Raw genomic sequence first — 15,820 nt, 5'->3', positions numbered from 1 at the left:
CGCTTTTTCTTTCCCCCGCTTCGCTCCTCCAAGAAAAAGCGGTGCCTCGCTCGGGGCTTCGTGTCCCTCCGCTTCGCTCCGGGGCACGAAGCCCAAGCTTGCGGCTCCGCCGCTCTCCGCGCTTCGCGCGTCGATCACGGGGGTGGGACTGGGTCGGGGGCGCTGACGCGCCTGGGGTGGGCGGGTGGGGTTGCCCATCTCGTTTGTTACCTGAACACGTGTCAGATCACATCGTGGATCACTTGAATGACTCGATCAAGGAGTTCTAGGGTCCGGCCCATGGCCACCATCAGTTCCGCCGTGCCCGATGACGCTCTTGCCGCCATGACCGCCCCGGGCGGTCCGTTCGCGCTGGTCGAGGAGGACGTTCTGGGCGTTCCGATGCGGGTGCTGGCCGATCGGCCCCGGTCGCTCACCGCGTTCGTCGAGCGGGCCGCTCGGTTCGGCGATCGCGAGTTTCTCGTGTACGAGGACCGGCGGATCGGCTTCGCCGAACACGTGCGCGACATCGCCTCCACCGCGCTCGCGCTGCGCGAGCGCTACGGGATCGGCCCGGGCGACCGGGTCGCGATCCTGGCGGCCAACCGGCCGGAATGGCTGACGGTGTTTCAGGCCACCGCGGCGCTGGGCGCGATCACCGTCGGAATGAACGGATGGTGGGCCGCCGACGAGATCCGCTACGGCGTCCGGGACTGCGCGCCCAAGCTGCTGGTGGCCGACCGACGCCGCCTGGAGCGGCTGGGCGGCGCGTCGGAGGCCGCGCGGAGCCTGGGTGTACCCGTGGTGGAGATCGAGGCCGACTGCGCCGCCCTGGCGGCGTACGCGCCCGCCGCCGAACTGCCGCCCGGCGCGGCCGACGAGGACGACCCGGCGCTGATCCTGTACACCTCCGGCACCACCGGGCGGCCCAAGGGTGCCGTGCTGACCCACCGCAACGTGGTCGGAATGCAGAACCTCCAGGCGCTGCTGGCCGCCCGGGCGACCGCACACGTGCCCGCCGAGGTGCTCGCCCAGGCGCCGCCCGGGCGGTGGCTGGTGAACAGCCCGTTCTTCCACGTCTCGGGCCTGCTCGCGGGCGCGGTGGCGGCGCTGGCCGGCGGGCAGACCATGGTGCTCTACAGCGGCCGGTTCGAGGTACCGGCCCTGCTCGAACTGATCGAACGCGAGCGCTGCACCACGTGGTCGCTGGTGCCCACGCTGGGCTGGCGGGTCGCCAACCACCCGGACACGCCGAAGTACGACCTGTCCTCGATCACCCGGTTGGGCGGCGGCAGCGCGGCCTTCTCGCCCGAACTGGTGCGCCGGCTCCAGGAGGTGTTCCCGAACGCGAAGGGCGCGTTCGGCGTCGGGTACGGGCTGACCGAGTCCGGCGGCGTGGCCACCACCGCGGGCGTCCGGCAACTGGAGGGCGAGCCGGGTGCGATCGGGGTGGCGGTGCCGACCGTGGAGGTGACGGTGCACGACCAGGACGGCACCCGGCAACCGGACGGCGTCGAGGGCGAGTTGTGGATCCGCAGCCCGCTGGTGATGCGCGGCTACTGGCGCAACGACGAAGCCACCGCGAAGGCGCTCACGCCGGATCGTCGGCTGCGCACCGGCGACCTCGGCTACACCCGCGAGGGCCGGCTCTACCTGGCCACCCGACGCAGCGACCTGATCCTGCGCGGCGGGGAGAACGTCTACCCGGCAGAGATCGAACACTGCCTGGACGCGCACCCCGAGGTGGCCGAGTCGGTGGTGGTCGGCGTACCGCACCCGGAATGGGGCGAGGAGGTCAAGGCGATCGTGGTGCCGGCCCGGGGCGCGACGCTCACCGCCGAACGACTCGGTGCCTATGTCGCGGAGCGCCTGGCGCACTTCAAGGTGCCCGCGTACTGGGAACTGCGCGACGAACCGCTGCCCCGGACGCCGACCGGCAAGGTGATCCGCGCGGTGGCCACCGGGGCCAAGCAGGCCGACCTGGTCGAGGAGTGAGCACCCGCGAGCGGGCCGGCGGTGATTCGCCGGCCCGCTCGCGTGCCGTGCCCGGGCAGTCGTGCCGGGGCGGGCCCGGTCAGTCGTTCTTGTGCAGTTCCTCGTTCAGCGCGCCCCACGACTTGGTCCGGGCGATCGCCTCGATCGTGCCGGTGACCGAGTTGCGGCGGAACAGCAGGCCGTCCCGGCCGGAGAGCTCGGCGGCCTTGACCACCTTGCCGTCCGGCGTGGTGACCCGGGTGCCGGCGGTGATGTAGCAGCCCGCCTCGACCACGCAGTCGTCGCCGAGCGAGATGCCGATGCCCGCGTTGGCGCCGAGCAGGCAGCGCTCGCCGACCGAGATGGTCTCCTTGCCGCCGCCGGACAGCGTGCCCATGATCGAGGAGCCGCCGCCGACGTCGCTGTGGTCGCCCACCACGACACCCGCGCTGATCCGGCCCTCGACCATCGAGGCGCCCAGCGTGCCGGCGTTGAAGTTGCAGAAGCCCTCGTGCATCACGGTCGTGCCGGGCGCCAGGTGCGCGCCCAGGCGGACCCGGGTGGTGTCGGCGATCCGCACGCCGCTCGGCACCACGAACTCGGTCATCCGGGGGAACTTGTCCACGCCGGCCACCTCGAACGGAACCCGCGCGGCCCGGGCACGCAGCCGGGCGGCGTCCACGCCGTCGACCGGGACCGCGCCCAGGTTGGTCCACACGACATTCGGCAGCACGCCGAACAGACCTTCCAGGCTCTGCCCGTGCGGGCGGACCAGGCGGTGGCTGAGCAGGTGCAGGCGCAGGTACGCGTCGTGGGTGTCCACCGGCGCGGCGGCCAGCGACGCGATCACCGTGCGCACGGCGACGACCTCGACCCCGCGCACCGCGTCGGCGCCCAGGCCGGCGGCGGCGTCGGCGCCGAGCGCCTCGATCGCCTCGTCGGCGGACAGGCGTACGGTCTCGGCCTTGCCGTCGGCGTCGCCCGCGGTCAGCTCGGGCGCGGGGTACCAGGTGTCCAGGACGGTGCCGTCGGCAGCGATCGTCGCGAGACCTGCGGCGACGGCACCAACGGTGGAGGAATCAGCAGTGTCGATCACCCCGCTACCGTACCGGGGGTCGGGGCCGACGCCCATCGCCGGTCGGCCCGCGTCCCGATCCGCTTTTCTTTCGTCCGACGCCCCCGCGCGCGGCTACTCCGGCTCGGGTCGTCGGGTCGGGCCCTCGCGGAACGGCCAGGTCTCGGAACGATCGCCGTCCGTCTCCGGTCGGGCCTCGCCGCGATGCGGGATGCCGAACGGGCTGTAGCCGCCGGTGTACTCGTCGACCCACTCGTCCGCCTCGGCGCGCCCGTGGTCGACCGGCGGCAGCGCGGTGCCGCCGACCAGCGCCTCGACCATCTCCGCGGCCCGGGTCTGCAACGGGATCGCGCCACAGGCCATGGCGGTGTCCCGGGCCCGTTCCAACTCGCCGATCGCGTCCGGCTTGTGGCCGTCCTTGCGCAGCCGGTCGCCGTACGCGAGCAGCGCCTTGGCGTACTCGTAGTTGGCGCCGACGCCCTCCAGCGCGACCGCCGCGTCCCACAGCGCCTGTTGCGCGTTGACGTTGTCCTCGATGATCCCGGCCACCCGCTTGGCCTGGCCCGCGGCCACCGGCGCGTAGAAGGTGTCGGCACGGGCGACGGCCTGCCTGGCCACCTCCTGGGCCAGCTTCTTGTTCTGCCGCGGGCCCTCGGCGTTCAACGCCTCGGCGAGCAGCAGGCCCCACGGGCACCACGCGGGGTTGTCCATGCCGCGTGCGCGCAGCCGTTCGCCGAGCTCGGTCAGCGGCTGGATCACTTCCTCGTGCCTGCCCTGGGCGATCCGCAACTCGGCGAGCACGATGGTGGGGACCGGCAACACGCGGGCGGCCTGATTGGCGCGTGCGGGATCGTCGAAGCCGATCCTCCGCGCCTGCCGCTCGGCCTCGTCGAGGTCGCCCAGCGCGATCAGGGTCTGGATCAGCACCCCCGCCGCGTACCACTTCGAGGGTGTCTCCTCGCCGAGTTTGAGAGCCATGTCCAGGCCGGTCTCGGCCTGCTCACGAGCCTCCTTGAGCCTGCCCATCCGGTAGTACAACATCGCCCGGAAGGCGTGGCCGTAGGACAGGTGCGCACGTTGGCGTCCGTTGTCGCGCAGCTCGGCCATGCCGCTCTCGAGGAGTTCGTGGGCCTCCTTGAACAGGTCGCAGTAGATGAAGGTCAGGGTGAGCACCATCGGGATCTCGAAGCCCCAACCGTCCTCGACCCAACTGAATCCGGGACGCTCCTTGTTCGGATCCTCCGGTCCCAGTGCCGCGCGGGCGAACTTGGTGGTGGTCTGGAGTCGTCGTCCGGTGAGCACGCCGTACCACGCGACCAGGGCGAACAGCGAGTAGTTCGTCCGGGTGGTGGCGCCCTCGGTGTTCAGTCGCACGGTCAGCCGCTGCAGGTTGTGGGCCCGCGAGGCGAAGGCGGTGTCGTCCTCCCAGAAGGCGGCCCACATGAACAGGTCGGCGTAAAGCCTGGGGCGTTTGCCGATCGGGGTGATCTCGATCTCCCGCTCCAGGAGCTTGATGCTCTTGGGCAGGTGACCACTGAACGCGAGCGAGCGGCCGAGCTCGACGACGATGTTGGTGTGCAGGTCCGTCCCTGGTTCGCCGGACTCCGCGAGCGCCTTGGTCAGCGGTTCGAGGCTGGCCGGGGGATCGTTGACGAACAGCGCGCGGCCGATGTTGTAGTGCAGCCTGGCGTGCATGTGCCGGGGCGCGAGCTCGGCCAGCGCGTGTTCGAGGTAGGTCACGCCCGCCTCCGGGACACCGGAGGCCAGGCACTCGCGGGCCGCCTCCACCATGATGTTCGCGGCCCACTCGTCCTTGAGCCCGACCATTTTCAGCGCGTGCGTCGCGGCGGTCTGCGCGGAGAAGCGGTCCGCGCGCAACATCCGGGCCGTCTTCGCGTGCATCGCGCAGCGCTCGTTCGGTTCGAAGCAGAAGCGGTAGACCGCGAGTCGCACCAGCGGGTGGGTGAAAGCCAGGTTCGAGGGGCTGTCGGGGACCCAGGTGAGAATCTCCTGCTTGTACAGATCATCCGCGGCGGTGACGATGGCCGAATGGGTCAATCCGGTGAGCTCGACCGCGCGGTCGATCGTCACGTGTGGCGTCAGGATCGCGGCGGCCAGCGCCAGTTGTCGGGAGGCCGGATCAGCTTGCCGAAACGCTCCTTGAAGTGCTGCTCGGCGTAGGCCTGGGCGGCGTGCTGTTCCATGGCGGCGCCGTGTCGGGGCAGCGCGGCCTCGACCGGTTCGATCCCGGACGACTCGACGAACCGCAACAGTTCCCGCAGGATCTGCGGTTCGCCGCCGCAGTAGCGGTGGCAGTGCTCGGCGAACGCGTCGTCGACCCGCGCGTCGGGAAAGCGGTGCCGGATCACGGCCGCGGTGCTCGCCGCGCTCAGCGCGGTCAGTTTGGTGGCGGCGCGGCCCGCGACGGCGTCGAGCGTGCGCAGCGAGCCCTCCAGCGCCGCGTCGTACTCGTCCGGGCGATAGGACACCACCATCAGGACCGGGAAGTCGCGCACCTTCATCGCGAATTGCGCGAGCCACCCCATCGACGACGGGTCGGCCCAGTGCACGTCGTCGATGACCATGATCAGCGGCGCGTACTCCTGCACGTAGCCGCGGAGTACGGCGTCGAGGGCGGACAGCACGTTCTCCGGGTCCGGCGACTCCCCGGGCTGACGCGGACTCATGCCGAAGATCGGTCCGAGGATTCCGTACCACTCGCCGAGTCGTTGCTTTTGGCTCGCCTTGTCCAGGTTGTGCAGATCCCGGAACAGTCGCTTCACCAGACCGTAGACCCGGACCTTCTCCAGGTCGTACCCCGTCACGTGCAGCGTGGTGAAGCCCTCGGCCTCGGCGGTGCGCCTGGCCCACGCGAGTATGGCCGACTTGCCCATGCCGGCCTGGCCGGTGACCACCGTGACCCGACCCTCGCCGGTCTCGCGCACCGCCGCCAACCGGTCGCGGATTTCGCGTTGCAGGAAGTCGCGCTCGACGAGGGGCATGGGCTCCGTCCCGGACACCATGTTTTGTGTGTTCTCGCGGCCCAGGTCACCCGGGTTCGGTGCCGTGCGTGGTGCCGTCATCGCGCAACCTTTCTGCCGTGCGTCCCACCCCGAGCCCGCGCGGAACGATTACGCGCCGTGGCGGATCACTTGCGCTACCCATCCTGCGCCAATCACGCAAGCCCTGTCCCCGACTTGGCCGAGAAGTCCTGTCGACGTCCTCTCCCCACCTGGCACCTTTCCGTCGGCGAACGCGTGTGCGACCGATTCGGCAACCGCGCACTTGGTGCGCGAGCATGCAGCCAACGCTCGTCCTCGAACGCCGACGGGCTCGACGAAGTACGTTCGGAACGGAAAGGCCGTGACACCCGTGTTGGGACCGCAGATCGGTGTACCCGTGACTCCTGCCGCGTCGATGCGAATGCCCCCGGAGTCGGGGGAGTTGCGCTATCAGCGCTGTGGCGCGTGCGAGGCGGCGAACTTCACCCCCACCGAGATGTGTCGGGGCTGCTCGTCGCGCGCGCTGCACTGGGCCACCAGTGCCGGGCGCGGCAGTGTGTACAGCTGGACCGTGGTGAGCCGGCCCGCCGCGCGCGAACTCGGCGATCCCTACGCGGTGGCGATCGTGGACCTGGACGAGGGCTATCGCATGCTCACCAACCTGGTCGAGGTGGAACCGGCCGAGATCCACTCGGGGATGCGGGTGCGGGTGGACCTGCGGACCACGGGGGAGGAGCGGGTGCTGCCGTTCTTCACGCCTGATCGGAGCTGAACCCCCGATCGGCGCCGAGCCCTTGGTCCGAGCCGAACCCTTCTTCGAAGGCGGGCCCTTGATCGAAGACGAACCTTTGATCGAAGACGAACCTTTGATCGAAGACGAGCCCCTGATCGAAGGCGAGCCTCCGATCGGAGCCGAGTCCCCCGGCCGGCCCGAGCCCTCGGCGGGAGTCGGCGTGCCGGCCGGGGGCGAACTCGCGCTCGGAGTCGGCACGTCGACCCGGACCGGTCCCCTGGACGAACGCGTCCCCCCGGCCGGACTCGTCCGCCGGATCGGGCGGGCGCGCCGCCGGCGGCCTGCGCGTTCCCGGTGACCGGGTGCGGGCGGCGAATCGGTCGGGGTGGAAGTCGGCGCCCGGGATGTCCGGTCGGCCGCTGGCCCCGTCGCACAGCAGGTCGGCCACCAGCGTGCCCACCGCCGGCACGATGCCCAGCCCGTGCTCGCCGCACCCGGCCGCGACGAACAGCCCGTCGGGGCCCACCGATCCGATCAGCGGCAGGTGGTCGGGCCCGGCGTCGTGCCGGGTGCCGAACGCGGCCACCGGCGCGATCTCGCGAAAGCCGGGGAGGCGGGCGGCGAGATGTGCCGCGGCGCGCGCGGTGAGCTCGTCGTCGAACGCGTCCGCGGCCGGGTCGAGCGCGCCGAGCAGTAGTTGCCCCGGGCCGTCCGGGCGCAGGTAGCGCCGGTGCGGCAGATCCACCAGGACCGGCCGCTCGTCGACGGCCCGGCCCACCCGCACCCGGACCGCGAACTCGCGGGCGGCGCGCACCGGCAGGGTCACCCCCAGCGGCTCCACGAACGCGGGCGAGTCGGCGCCCGCGGCCACCACGACCGTGCCGGTGGCCACCTCGCGGCCGTCGCTCAGCCGAACCCCGGTGATCCGGTCCCGGGTCGCCGACACGCTCACCACCGGCGCGCACGGCAGGATCGCGGCGCCGCCGTGGCGGGCCGCCCGGGCGAAGGCGCGCGCGGTGCGCCTGGTGTCGGCGTACCCGCCGCGCGGCTCGTGCGCGAAGGCGGCGAAGTCCCGGACGGCGAGCTCCGGCCACCGTGCCGCGACCGCGTCCGCGGCCACCCGCGCGACGTCGATCCCGAGCGCGCGGCGCATCGCGATGCCCGCGTCCAGGGCGCCGAGATCGGCGGCGGTCACGCCGACGAGCCGACCGCACCGGCGGTACCCGACATCCTCGCCGAGCACGTCGGTCGCGTCCTCGAACAGGTGGGTGCCCGCCCAGGCCATCGCCGCCAGCGCGGGCACCGTGGCGGAGCAGTGCACGGCACCTCCGCCGGGTCCCGGGTCGCCGGTCGACCCGGGCGGGCCCGAACCGCCGGCACCCGCCGCGCACACGATCACGTCGCGCACACCGCGCCGGGTGAACGCGTACGCGATCGCCATGCCCTCGGGACCGGCCCCGACGATCACCACATCGGCCGCCGGAGTGCCCGGCCTCACCGGGTCACCCCCGCGGCTGCCGGTCGGCCGGTGCGCCGAAACGCGGTCGTACGGTCTCGTGTCGTCATCTCGCGCCGTCACCTGGGTCGAGGGTGGCCGGTCCCGCTACCGGAACCGATGTCGCCCGGAGTGAACCGCGCGGCCGTTTCCAGCTTTCGACGCGAGCGTAACGGAGGTGTTACGCACGGTGGCGCGAGCAGGCGCGGCGGCAGCGCCGGGCGGTGAGCGTCACTCGAACGGTCGCGGTGCCCAGGCGTCGGATCAGTTCGACGTGCGCGGCGCCGCCGCACGAGGGTGCGAGAAGTGTCATGCCGGGAACCTTATACCCCCTGGGGGTAGGCGGCGGTTAGGATTCGATTCCGGTGGGGGTCGCGGCATCGACGCGATCACCTCGGGTAATCGTTGGGACAGGGCCCGTCGGGGTCGCAGGCAGCACGACGAGGAGGCGCGATGACCACCACCGCTATCGCCGCATTGGTCACGTTGTCCGTCGGCGCTCTCGGCTGCCTGTGGTTGCTCACCCGGGGGCGCCGTGCCGAGCGGATGACCGCGGCCGTGCTGATGTGCATGTTCGCGTCGCTCGCGCTGGTGTTCTACTCGATCGGCCAGGGCGGGATGGGCGCGTTGGACGCCGCGCTCCTGCTCGGCGTCGCGGCGCCCGCGGGCACGCTGATGGTCGCGGCGCGCGGGCGCGGCCCGGGTCGCGCGGCCGGCGGTCGCGACCACCGGGCACGCTGACCACCGGCCGCGGCGACCGCGGCCCGCGTCGATCGGGGCGCGATCAGCTCTTGTCGCCGCCGCGGCGCAACAGGAAGGTCACGCACAACCACACCAGCGTGGTGGTGCAGCCCATGATGATCAGCGCGAAGGCGATCACCACCAGGTAGACGCCGGACGTGGTGGCCAGTGCCGCGAACACCGCCGCGAACAGCACCACCAGCAGCAGCACGTGCCATGTGCCGGAGAGCGTCGGCCGACGCATCCTGCGGCGGGCCCGCTTCGAGGCCGGCATCGAGCCCGCGCCCGGAACGACACGGCCGCGCGCGCCGGTCCGCCTGCGGTTGCGGGAAGGACGCATGGTACGAAGCGCCAGGTCCAGCTCCTGGTCCTTGCGCAGTTCGTACTCGATCTCCTCCAGCATCCGCCGCTCGCTCGGCGTTAGACGCACTTCCTCCATCATGTCGTTCGCCCCCTACTGCAGCCCCGGCCGCATCCCTCGAGCACCGCCGAACGGCCCGGGCGTCGCGGCAGGGACAGCCGACGGCGCGAGCCGTACTCAGAGGGTCCCCCGCAGGTGGCGATGTGACACCTGGCAGAACGAGAGATGACAGGTGGTGATATTTCCTTTGAGTGCTGGACGGGGCAAGCACGACGGGTGTGCGGCGGGTCGCGCCCGGGGTGCTCGAACGCCGTCCGTCCGCTCGTGCGAGGTCGCCGGGTAGGGTCACCCGTTATGGCCAACGGAACCACTGACGAAACGTCGGGCGAGGCGCCCGGCAAGCCCGCCGAGCTGCTCGACCTGCGGGACAGCATCGACAACATCGACGCGGCCCTGATCCACTTGCTCGCCGAGCGATTCAAGTGCACCCAGCGGGTGGGCGTGCTCAAGGCCGAGCACAAGCTGCCGCCGGCCGACCCGGCCCGCGAGGCGGTACAGATCCGCCGTCTGCGCGCGCTGGCCGAGAGCGCCAAGCTGGACCCCGACTTCGCGGAGAAGTTCCTCAACTTCCTGGTCGCCGAAGTGATTCACCATCACGAGGCAATCGCCCGCGCGTGATCAACCTCCGACGGGCTCGTTGAGTCGATTGCCTGCACTGCCCGAAATCCCCCTTCGGTAGCGCCGTCTGACGTTTCGTCACGCGCGGGTTGCTACTAACGGGGGAAGTTCGCGCGCCCCCCGTCACCGGTACCCCGCCCACGCGTTGGACGTCCCGGAACTTCGGTTCCACCGTCTATCGATCGATGGGAATAACTACCAGTGAACAAGCTCACCAAGGGTGCGGTCGTCACCGCCGCCATTCTCGGCGGTTCGGTTGCGATGGGGGGCCAGGCGTTCGCGTCGGCCGATGCGGACGGCGCCGCCGTGGACTCGCCCGGCGTGCTCTCCGGGAACAACGTCCAGGTGCCGGTGCACGTTCCGGTCAACATCTGCGGCAACAGCGTCAACATCATCGCGGCGCTGAACCCCACGTTCGGCAACACCTGCCTGAACGGGGACGGCATGGACCACGCCACCCCGATGCCCCCCGGGCACCAGGGTCACCCCGCTCAGCCGCCGCACCACGCCCCGCCGACCGACGACTGTCCGCCGGAGCTCCCGCCGCCGCCGCACACCCCGCCGGGCGACGACTGCCAGGACCCGACCGCCCGGGTCGGCGGCGCCCCGAACCTGGCCGGCGCGATGCTGGGCTGAACCGCCCGCCACGGCACGTCGGCCCCGGAACACCTCCCACGTGTTCCGGGGCCGCGAGCTTCCCGCGGGCATGGGCCGGCGGTGCCGGCCTCCTCGGCAGCGTCAGGCGGACACCCGATCGCGCAGCCGGCGCGGCGCCGGCTTGGGCTTGGGCGGCTTGCCGACCGCCGAGACCGCGCCCACCACCGCGATCACCAGGGAGATCGCGGTGATCGCGCCGAGCATGCCGAAGGTGCCGACCAGCGCCTCGCTGCGATCCGCGTCGCCGGTGATCAGGATCAGCAGGCCGACCAGCGCGGCGGCGATCGCCATCGCGCCCACCACCCGGGCGAACTCGGTCACCTCGTAGCGGATCCGCTCCACGCCGTGCGTCGGCGGTCGCCACGGCAACGGCGCGCCGAGAAAGTGATAGCCCACCCGCTGGTCCACCCAGCGGATCGCCCGGTGGCCGAACATCACGGTGCTGCCGATGTACAACGCGGCGATCCCGTGCCGCGCGCCGGCGGTGGCGCCGCCGCGCAGGTCCACCACGGCGACCACGAGCAGGATCAACTCCAGGAGCGGTGTGCTGAACAGGAACACGTTGCTCAGCCGGCGGCGGCGCAGCGCGTAGCGGCTCAGCAGGCCCAGGGCGATCAGCACCCAGAAGCCCACCTCGCAGACCACGATCATGGCGACGACCACGGCGATCTCCTCCTCGGAGTGGGCCGAGCGCGCACCCCGAGGGGGTCGAGGCGCCGGCGAACGGACCCCACCAGCCTCTCTCGCGCGCACCGCCCGGGGATCGTCGGCAGGGCGGATCCCGGCGTACAGACAACGATGTAGCGGGCGCCGGCGCGGTATCGACGATCCGTGACTCGCCCGCCGGATACTGTGCAGGCAAGGCCGAACAGCAGGGAGAGCACATGGCGCAGGAGCAGCCGGACGGTCGGGTCATGGTCGAGTTGGTGGACCCAGAGGGGAACACGATCGGCCTCGCGGAGAAGCTGGAGGCTCATCAGCCGCCGGGTCTGCTGCACCGCGCGTTCTCGGTCTTCCTCCTCGACGACGAGGGCCGGGTGCTGATGCAGCGCCGGGCGCTGACGAAGTACCACTCGCCGGGCCGGTGGTCCAACACGTGTTGCAGCCACCCGTTCCCCGGTGAGGAGCCCCGGGACGCGGTGCTGCGCAGACTGACCGAGGAACTCGGCGTCAAGCCCACCGTGCTCGAACCGGCCGGCCTGGTGACCTACGACGTCACCGACGAGGTCTCGGGCCTGGTCGAGAAGGAGTACAACCACCTCTTCGTCGGCCTGGTCGGCGGCGAACTCGGCCTCAACCCGGAGGAGGTCGACGACGTCGCGTTCGTGCCGCTCGCCGATCTGGACGGGTGGTTGGCCGGGCACGAGCACACCGCGTGGTTGAGCGCGGTGCTCGACCCGGTCCGGGAGCCGCTCGCGGCGCTCGCCGCACGCTGAGCACACGCCGAGGGGCGGGTCCGGACGCACCGGGCCCGCCCCTCGCGTGTCCCGTCCCGACGACGGGTCGGCGGGGGCTCGCGCTCAGGCCAGCGAGAGCGCCGCGAGCGCCGCGTTGACGATCGAACCGGGCAGCAGGTCGTGCAGTTCGTACAGGTCCTCGATCCGGCCGGTCTGGCCGAACTGGTCCACGCCCAGCGGCACGCTCGGCACGCCGAGCGCCGAGCCGAGCCAGGCGAGCGTGTGCGAGGACGAGTCGTGCACGGTGACCACGGGGGCCCGGTGCGGGAACGCGGTGCGCAGCGCGCCCGGCGCGGACGGCGTGGTCGCGGTGCGCACCCCCTGGCGCAGGGTGCGCTGCCACGCGCTGTAGAGCCGGTCGGCCGAGGTGATGTCCACGACGTGCGCGGCGATCCCCTCGTCGCGCAACTCGTGTGCGGCGGTCAGCACTTCGGGCAACACGGCGCCGGAGGCGGCCAGGTACACGGTTGGTGCGCCGGGCAGGTCGGGCGCGTCCAGGAGGCGATACGCGCCGGCGAGCACCTGGCGGCGCAGCAGCGCGTCGCCGAGCCGGGTTCGCGCGGCCTCGAACGGCGCCTGGTCGATCGGGCGGGTGGTCAGCCGGAAGTAGTAGGCGCCATTGTCCGGTTCGACGCCGTGGTCCGGACCGCCGGCGATCCGGCCCACCGCGTCGCACAGCAGCCAGTCCAGCGCGGTGCCGTAGGCGGGTTCGATCAGCGTGGTGCCGGGCAGTTCGAGCCCGATCGACGCGGTGATCGTGGACTGGTGCGCGCCGCCCTCGGGAGCGAGCGTGACGCCCGAGGGGGTGCCGGCCACGATGAACCGCGAGCCGGAGTACACGGCGTGGATGAACGCGTCAAGGCCGCGGCACACGAACGGGTCGTAGACGGTGCCGATCGGGATCAGCGGCTGGCCGGACAAGTCGCCCGCCAGGCCGAGCTGTTCCAGCAGCAGGAACAGGTTCATCTCGGAGATGCCCAGCTCGATGTGCTGCCCGCCGGGGCCCTCGATCCACTTCAGCGCGCCCTCGCCGGACCACGCGCGGCGCTCGGTGGGCGCGAACACCCCGGTGCGGTTGATGAAACCGGCCAGGTTGGTCGAGGTGGCCACGTCGGGGGCGGTGGTCACCAGGTACGGCGCCAGCGCCGGGTCGCGGGAGAGGTCGACCAGGACCCGGCCGAAGGTCTCCTGGGTGGACACCGGCTTGCTCATTCGCTGATTCGTCGAGGCGGCGACCGGGACGCCGAGCGGGCCCGGCCGGGGTGCGCGGGACAGGTGCTCGCGGCGCTGCCCGGCCAGGATGCCCTCGGGCGTGGCGGCGTCGAAGCGGTCCCACTCGGTGCGCTCGCTCAGCCCGTGCTCGGCGCGCAGCGTGGCCACCTGCTCGGTGCTCAGCAGCGCGGAGTGGTTGCGCGGGTTGCCCGCCAGCGGCAGCCCCCAGCCCTTGACGGTGTACGCGAACACCACGCTGGGTCGGTCGGTGACCTCGTCGCAGCGCCGGTAGGCGTCCAGCAGCGCGGCGATGTCGTGCCCGCCCAGATCGGTGACCAGCGCGTGCAGCTCCGCGTCCGGCACGTCGGCGACGGTGTCCGCGACGTCGGCCGGCGCGCCGTCCAGGAAGTGCGCGCGCACGTCCGCGTCGGCGAGGCCGAACAGGGCCTGGTACTGCTCGTTGGGCATCGCGTCGATCCACGCCTTGAGCGGCGCGCCGCCGGGCCGGTCGAACGCGGCCTGGAGCCGGCGGCCGTACTTCACCTCGACCACATGCCAGCCGGCCGCCTCGAACTGGCCGCGCCACTGGTCGATCCGCACTCCGGGCACGACCCGGTCCAGCGACTGCCGGTTGAAGTCGACCAGCCACATCACGTTGCCCAGGCCCTGGGTGGCCGGGTCGGCGATGGCCTCCCAGATGTTGCCCTCGTCCAACTCGGCGTCGCCCAGCAGCGCGACGAAGCGGGACGCCGGGCGCGCTCCGAAGTGCGCGTCCACGTAACGCCGGGCGGCGGCGCCGAACAACGGCGCGGCGGCGCCCAGCCCGACCGAACCGGTGGAGAAGTCCACCCATTCGCGGTCCGGGTCCTTCGTCCGGGAGGGGTACGACTGGAGCCCGCCCTTGGCGCGCAGCGTGGTCAGGTAGGACCGGTCCAGGTTGCCGAGCAGGTACTGGATCGCGTGGAAGACCGGGGACGCGTGCGGTTTGACGCTGATCCGGTCCGGGCCGTCGAGGTGGGCGAACCACAGCGCGGTCATCGCGGACACCAAGGACGCGGAGGACGCCTGGTGGCCGCCGACCTTGATGCCGTCCGCGTTCGGCCGGTCGTGGTTGGCGGAGTCGACGATGCGCGTCGCGAGCCACAGGATGCGGCGCTGGACGGCTTCGAGGACGGGCAGGTCGATACCGAGCGCGGCCGCGGCGTGGTCCGTGTCGCTGCGATGCATGGTCGTCACCTCAAGATCGATCGGGGTGGCCGAAGCATACGGCGATCGTCTCACCATGCGATACGCGTGGACGGTCCACGGTAGCTGCACGTATCCGTCCATTGACAGCGCGTCCCGGTGCTGTTGGTCTGTTCCGAGCGCCACCGCACTCACCCGATGGATCGTCCCGACGCCTCCGGAGGCATGCCATGGCCCAGTCGACCGCGATACCCGGCGGACCGCCGCCGACCGAGACGCTCCGGTCGTACGTCACCGACAACGGGTCCGACACGGTCACCGTCCTGGACGTGGTCACCGGCACGGCGGTGGCGACCATCGACGTTCCCGGTGCGCTCGGGCCGCCCGCGGTCGCCGGCGGATCCGTGTACGTCACCTCCCCGGAGCGGGGCGTGATCACCGTGATCGACACCGAGACGCCGGTGGTGCTGGGCCGGATCGCCGCGGCCTGGCCGCGCTCGCCGGTCGCGGCCCCCGACGGCGCCGCCGTGTACTTCGCCTCCTGTCCGCCCGCCGACCACGGCTTCGCGTCGAATACCGTCGAGGTGCTCAGCCCCACGCTGAACACGGTGGTGCGCAGCCTCCCGGTGCCGCACCCGGCCACGTCGGTGACACCGGCTCCCGACGGTGACCGGCTCTACCTGGCCGGCTTCGCCGAGGACCTGGTCACCGTGCTCGACCCGGACACCGGCGCCACGGTCGTGGGCACGGCGAAGGCGCCCCGGGCGGTGGTGTGCTCGCCGGACGGCGCGAGCGTGTACGTGGCCGGCGCCGGCGGCGTGTACATCCTCGACGCGGCCACGCTGCGCTGCCTGGGCACGATCACGATCGAGGGCGGCGCCACCGACGTCGCGGTCTCCCCGGACGGCTCCCGGCTGTACGTGGTGCCCGACGGCGCACGGGACCTGCGGATCGTGGACCCGGCCACGCGCGAGCCGATCGGGAGCGTCGACACGCCGAACGCGGCGGCGGTCCAGGTCACTTCGGGCGGAACCCGCGCCGTGGTCCTCAACGCGGGATCGGGGGACGTCGTCGTCGCGTCGATCGTGGACACGGGCAGTGACACGATCGTGCACTCGGTGCCGATCGGCCGGAGTCCGTCGCCGTGATCGCCGGCAACCGGGGCAGGGTCGGTCACGACGGTGCGCGGGCGCCCGGCCGGACCCGGGGGTGACGCCGCCCCGGGCGCTCCCGACGCCCGGTCGGGGCACCCGAGGCGGTTCGCGGCCGGA

General features: G+C 72.1%; 15 protein-coding genes. 7 read left to right on the top strand and 8 right to left on the bottom strand.

Annotated elements, in window-relative coordinates; translation table 11 throughout:
* Window positions 1-279 precede the first annotated feature (279 nt).
* Window positions 280-1,974, top strand: a complete 1,695-nt coding sequence (locus ACZ4FV_RS43610) for a class I adenylate-forming enzyme family protein (RefSeq protein WP_395869244.1) — start codon at window positions 280-282, stop codon at window positions 1,972-1,974.
* Window positions 1,975-2,053: 79 nt separating this feature from the next.
* On the opposite strand, the gene dapD is transcribed toward ACZ4FV_RS43610, so the two are convergent.
* The 3 genes from dapD to ACZ4FV_RS43595 are packed head-to-tail and all read right to left on the bottom strand — an operon-like array spanning window position 2,054 to window position 6,111.
* A complete protein-coding gene (dapD, locus tag ACZ4FV_RS43605; protein ID WP_395869242.1) occupies window positions 2,054-3,085 on the bottom strand; it encodes a 2,3,4,5-tetrahydropyridine-2,6-dicarboxylate N-succinyltransferase in 1,032 nt (343 codons plus the stop codon).
* A 57-nt stretch (window positions 3,086-3,142) separates the two neighbouring features.
* On the bottom strand, window positions 3,143-5,119 hold the full coding sequence (locus ACZ4FV_RS43600) for an ATP-binding protein (protein WP_465326390.1): 1,977 nt from the start codon (window positions 5,117-5,119) through the stop codon (window positions 3,143-3,145).
* Window positions 5,120-5,127: 8 nt separating this feature from the next.
* On the bottom strand, window positions 5,128-6,111 hold the full coding sequence (locus tag ACZ4FV_RS43595) for an AAA family ATPase (protein WP_465326388.1): 984 nt from the start codon (window positions 6,109-6,111) through the stop codon (window positions 5,128-5,130).
* A 280-nt stretch (window positions 6,112-6,391) separates the two neighbouring features.
* Here ACZ4FV_RS43595 and ACZ4FV_RS43590 point away from each other — a divergent pair, with 280 nt between their 5' ends.
* Complete coding sequence (locus ACZ4FV_RS43590) at window positions 6,392-6,802, top strand: Zn-ribbon domain-containing OB-fold protein (protein WP_395869239.1); 411 nt, start codon at window positions 6,392-6,394, stop codon at window positions 6,800-6,802.
* On the opposite strand, the gene ACZ4FV_RS43585 is transcribed toward ACZ4FV_RS43590, so the two are convergent.
* Together ACZ4FV_RS43585 and ACZ4FV_RS43580 are read right to left on the bottom strand one after the other, a co-directional pair.
* Window positions 6,783-8,261 carry an NAD(P)/FAD-dependent oxidoreductase gene (locus ACZ4FV_RS43585; RefSeq protein WP_465326386.1) on the bottom strand — a complete coding sequence of 493 codons (1,479 nt, stop codon included), beginning with the start codon at window positions 8,259-8,261 and terminating at the stop codon, window positions 6,783-6,785. The genes ACZ4FV_RS43590 and ACZ4FV_RS43585 overlap by 20 nt on opposite strands.
* A gap of 178 nt (window positions 8,262-8,439) precedes the next feature.
* Window positions 8,440-8,571, bottom strand: a complete 132-nt coding sequence (locus ACZ4FV_RS43580) for a hypothetical protein (protein WP_395869235.1) — start codon at window positions 8,569-8,571, stop codon at window positions 8,440-8,442.
* A 140-nt stretch (window positions 8,572-8,711) separates the two neighbouring features.
* On the opposite strand from ACZ4FV_RS43580, the gene ACZ4FV_RS43575 reads away from it, so the two are divergent.
* Window positions 8,712-8,999, top strand: coding sequence for a hypothetical protein (locus ACZ4FV_RS43575; protein ID WP_395869233.1), 288 nt, complete (start codon window positions 8,712-8,714; stop codon window positions 8,997-8,999).
* 43 nt (window positions 9,000-9,042) lie between these two features.
* Here ACZ4FV_RS43575 and ACZ4FV_RS43570 read toward each other — a convergent pair whose 3' ends face one another.
* Window positions 9,043-9,441 (bottom strand): hypothetical protein, encoded by a 399-nt coding sequence (locus ACZ4FV_RS43570; protein WP_402239017.1) that lies wholly within the window; start codon window positions 9,439-9,441, stop codon window positions 9,043-9,045.
* A gap of 273 nt (window positions 9,442-9,714) precedes the next feature.
* On the opposite strand from ACZ4FV_RS43570, the gene ACZ4FV_RS43565 reads away from it, so the two are divergent.
* Together ACZ4FV_RS43565 and ACZ4FV_RS43560 are read left to right on the top strand one after the other, a co-directional pair.
* A complete protein-coding gene (locus tag ACZ4FV_RS43565) occupies window positions 9,715-10,038 on the top strand; it encodes a chorismate mutase (RefSeq protein WP_395869229.1) in 324 nt (107 codons plus the stop codon).
* A 201-nt stretch (window positions 10,039-10,239) separates the two neighbouring features.
* Entirely contained in the window at window positions 10,240-10,674 is a 435-nt protein-coding gene (locus tag ACZ4FV_RS43560; protein ID WP_395869227.1) for a chaplin, read from the top strand.
* A gap of 102 nt (window positions 10,675-10,776) precedes the next feature.
* Here ACZ4FV_RS43560 and ACZ4FV_RS43555 read toward each other — a convergent pair whose 3' ends face one another.
* Complete coding sequence (locus ACZ4FV_RS43555) at window positions 10,777-11,358, bottom strand: hypothetical protein (RefSeq protein WP_465326382.1); 582 nt, start codon at window positions 11,356-11,358, stop codon at window positions 10,777-10,779.
* Between the two features lie 221 nt (window positions 11,359-11,579).
* On the opposite strand from ACZ4FV_RS43555, the gene idi reads away from it, so the two are divergent.
* Window positions 11,580-12,131: an isopentenyl-diphosphate Delta-isomerase gene (idi, locus tag ACZ4FV_RS43550; protein ID WP_465326380.1), complete on the top strand. Its 552-nt coding sequence runs from the start codon at window positions 11,580-11,582 to the stop codon at window positions 12,129-12,131.
* Window positions 12,132-12,215: 84 nt separating this feature from the next.
* Here idi and ACZ4FV_RS43545 read toward each other — a convergent pair whose 3' ends face one another.
* Window positions 12,216-14,591 carry a transketolase-like TK C-terminal-containing protein gene (locus ACZ4FV_RS43545; RefSeq protein ID WP_395869221.1) on the bottom strand — a complete coding sequence of 792 codons (2,376 nt, stop codon included), beginning with the start codon at window positions 14,589-14,591 and terminating at the stop codon, window positions 12,216-12,218.
* A gap of 188 nt (window positions 14,592-14,779) precedes the next feature.
* Here ACZ4FV_RS43545 and ACZ4FV_RS43540 point away from each other — a divergent pair, with 188 nt between their 5' ends.
* A complete protein-coding gene (locus ACZ4FV_RS43540; protein WP_395869219.1) occupies window positions 14,780-15,697 on the top strand; it encodes a hypothetical protein in 918 nt (305 codons plus the stop codon).
* Window positions 15,698-15,820: the final 123 nt, after the last annotated feature.

Source organism: Embleya sp. NPDC025285, from assembly GCF_055558835.1.
The sequence above is the reverse complement of the archived record's forward strand: the minus strand, read 5'-3'. Positions and strand labels throughout refer to the sequence as shown.

What these genes read in the sequence shown, in the direction of transcription:
- ACZ4FV_RS43610 (WP_395869244.1), top strand. Translation starts at nt 280, where the DNA reads ATGGCCACCATCAGTTCCGCCGTGCCCGATGACGCTCTTGCCGCCATG.
- dapD (WP_395869242.1), bottom strand. Translation starts at nt 3,085, where the DNA reads ATGGGCGTCGGCCCCGACCCCCGGTACGGTAGCGGGGTGATCGACACT.
- ACZ4FV_RS43595 (WP_465326388.1), bottom strand. Translation starts at nt 6,111, where the DNA reads ATGACGGCACCACGCACGGCACCGAACCCGGGTGACCTGGGCCGCGAG.
- ACZ4FV_RS43580 (WP_395869235.1), bottom strand. Translation starts at nt 8,571, where the DNA reads ATGACACTTCTCGCACCCTCGTGCGGCGGCGCCGCGCACGTCGAACTG.
- ACZ4FV_RS43575 (WP_395869233.1), top strand. Translation starts at nt 8,712, where the DNA reads ATGACCACCACCGCTATCGCCGCATTGGTCACGTTGTCCGTCGGCGCT.
- ACZ4FV_RS43570 (WP_402239017.1), bottom strand. Translation starts at nt 9,441, where the DNA reads ATGATGGAGGAAGTGCGTCTAACGCCGAGCGAGCGGCGGATGCTGGAG.
- ACZ4FV_RS43565 (WP_395869229.1), top strand. Translation starts at nt 9,715, where the DNA reads ATGGCCAACGGAACCACTGACGAAACGTCGGGCGAGGCGCCCGGCAAG.
- idi (WP_465326380.1), top strand. Translation starts at nt 11,580, where the DNA reads ATGGCGCAGGAGCAGCCGGACGGTCGGGTCATGGTCGAGTTGGTGGAC.
- ACZ4FV_RS43545 (WP_395869221.1), bottom strand. Translation starts at nt 14,591, where the DNA reads ATGCATCGCAGCGACACGGACCACGCCGCGGCCGCGCTCGGTATCGAC.
- ACZ4FV_RS43540 (WP_395869219.1), top strand. Translation starts at nt 14,780, where the DNA reads ATGGCCCAGTCGACCGCGATACCCGGCGGACCGCCGCCGACCGAGACG.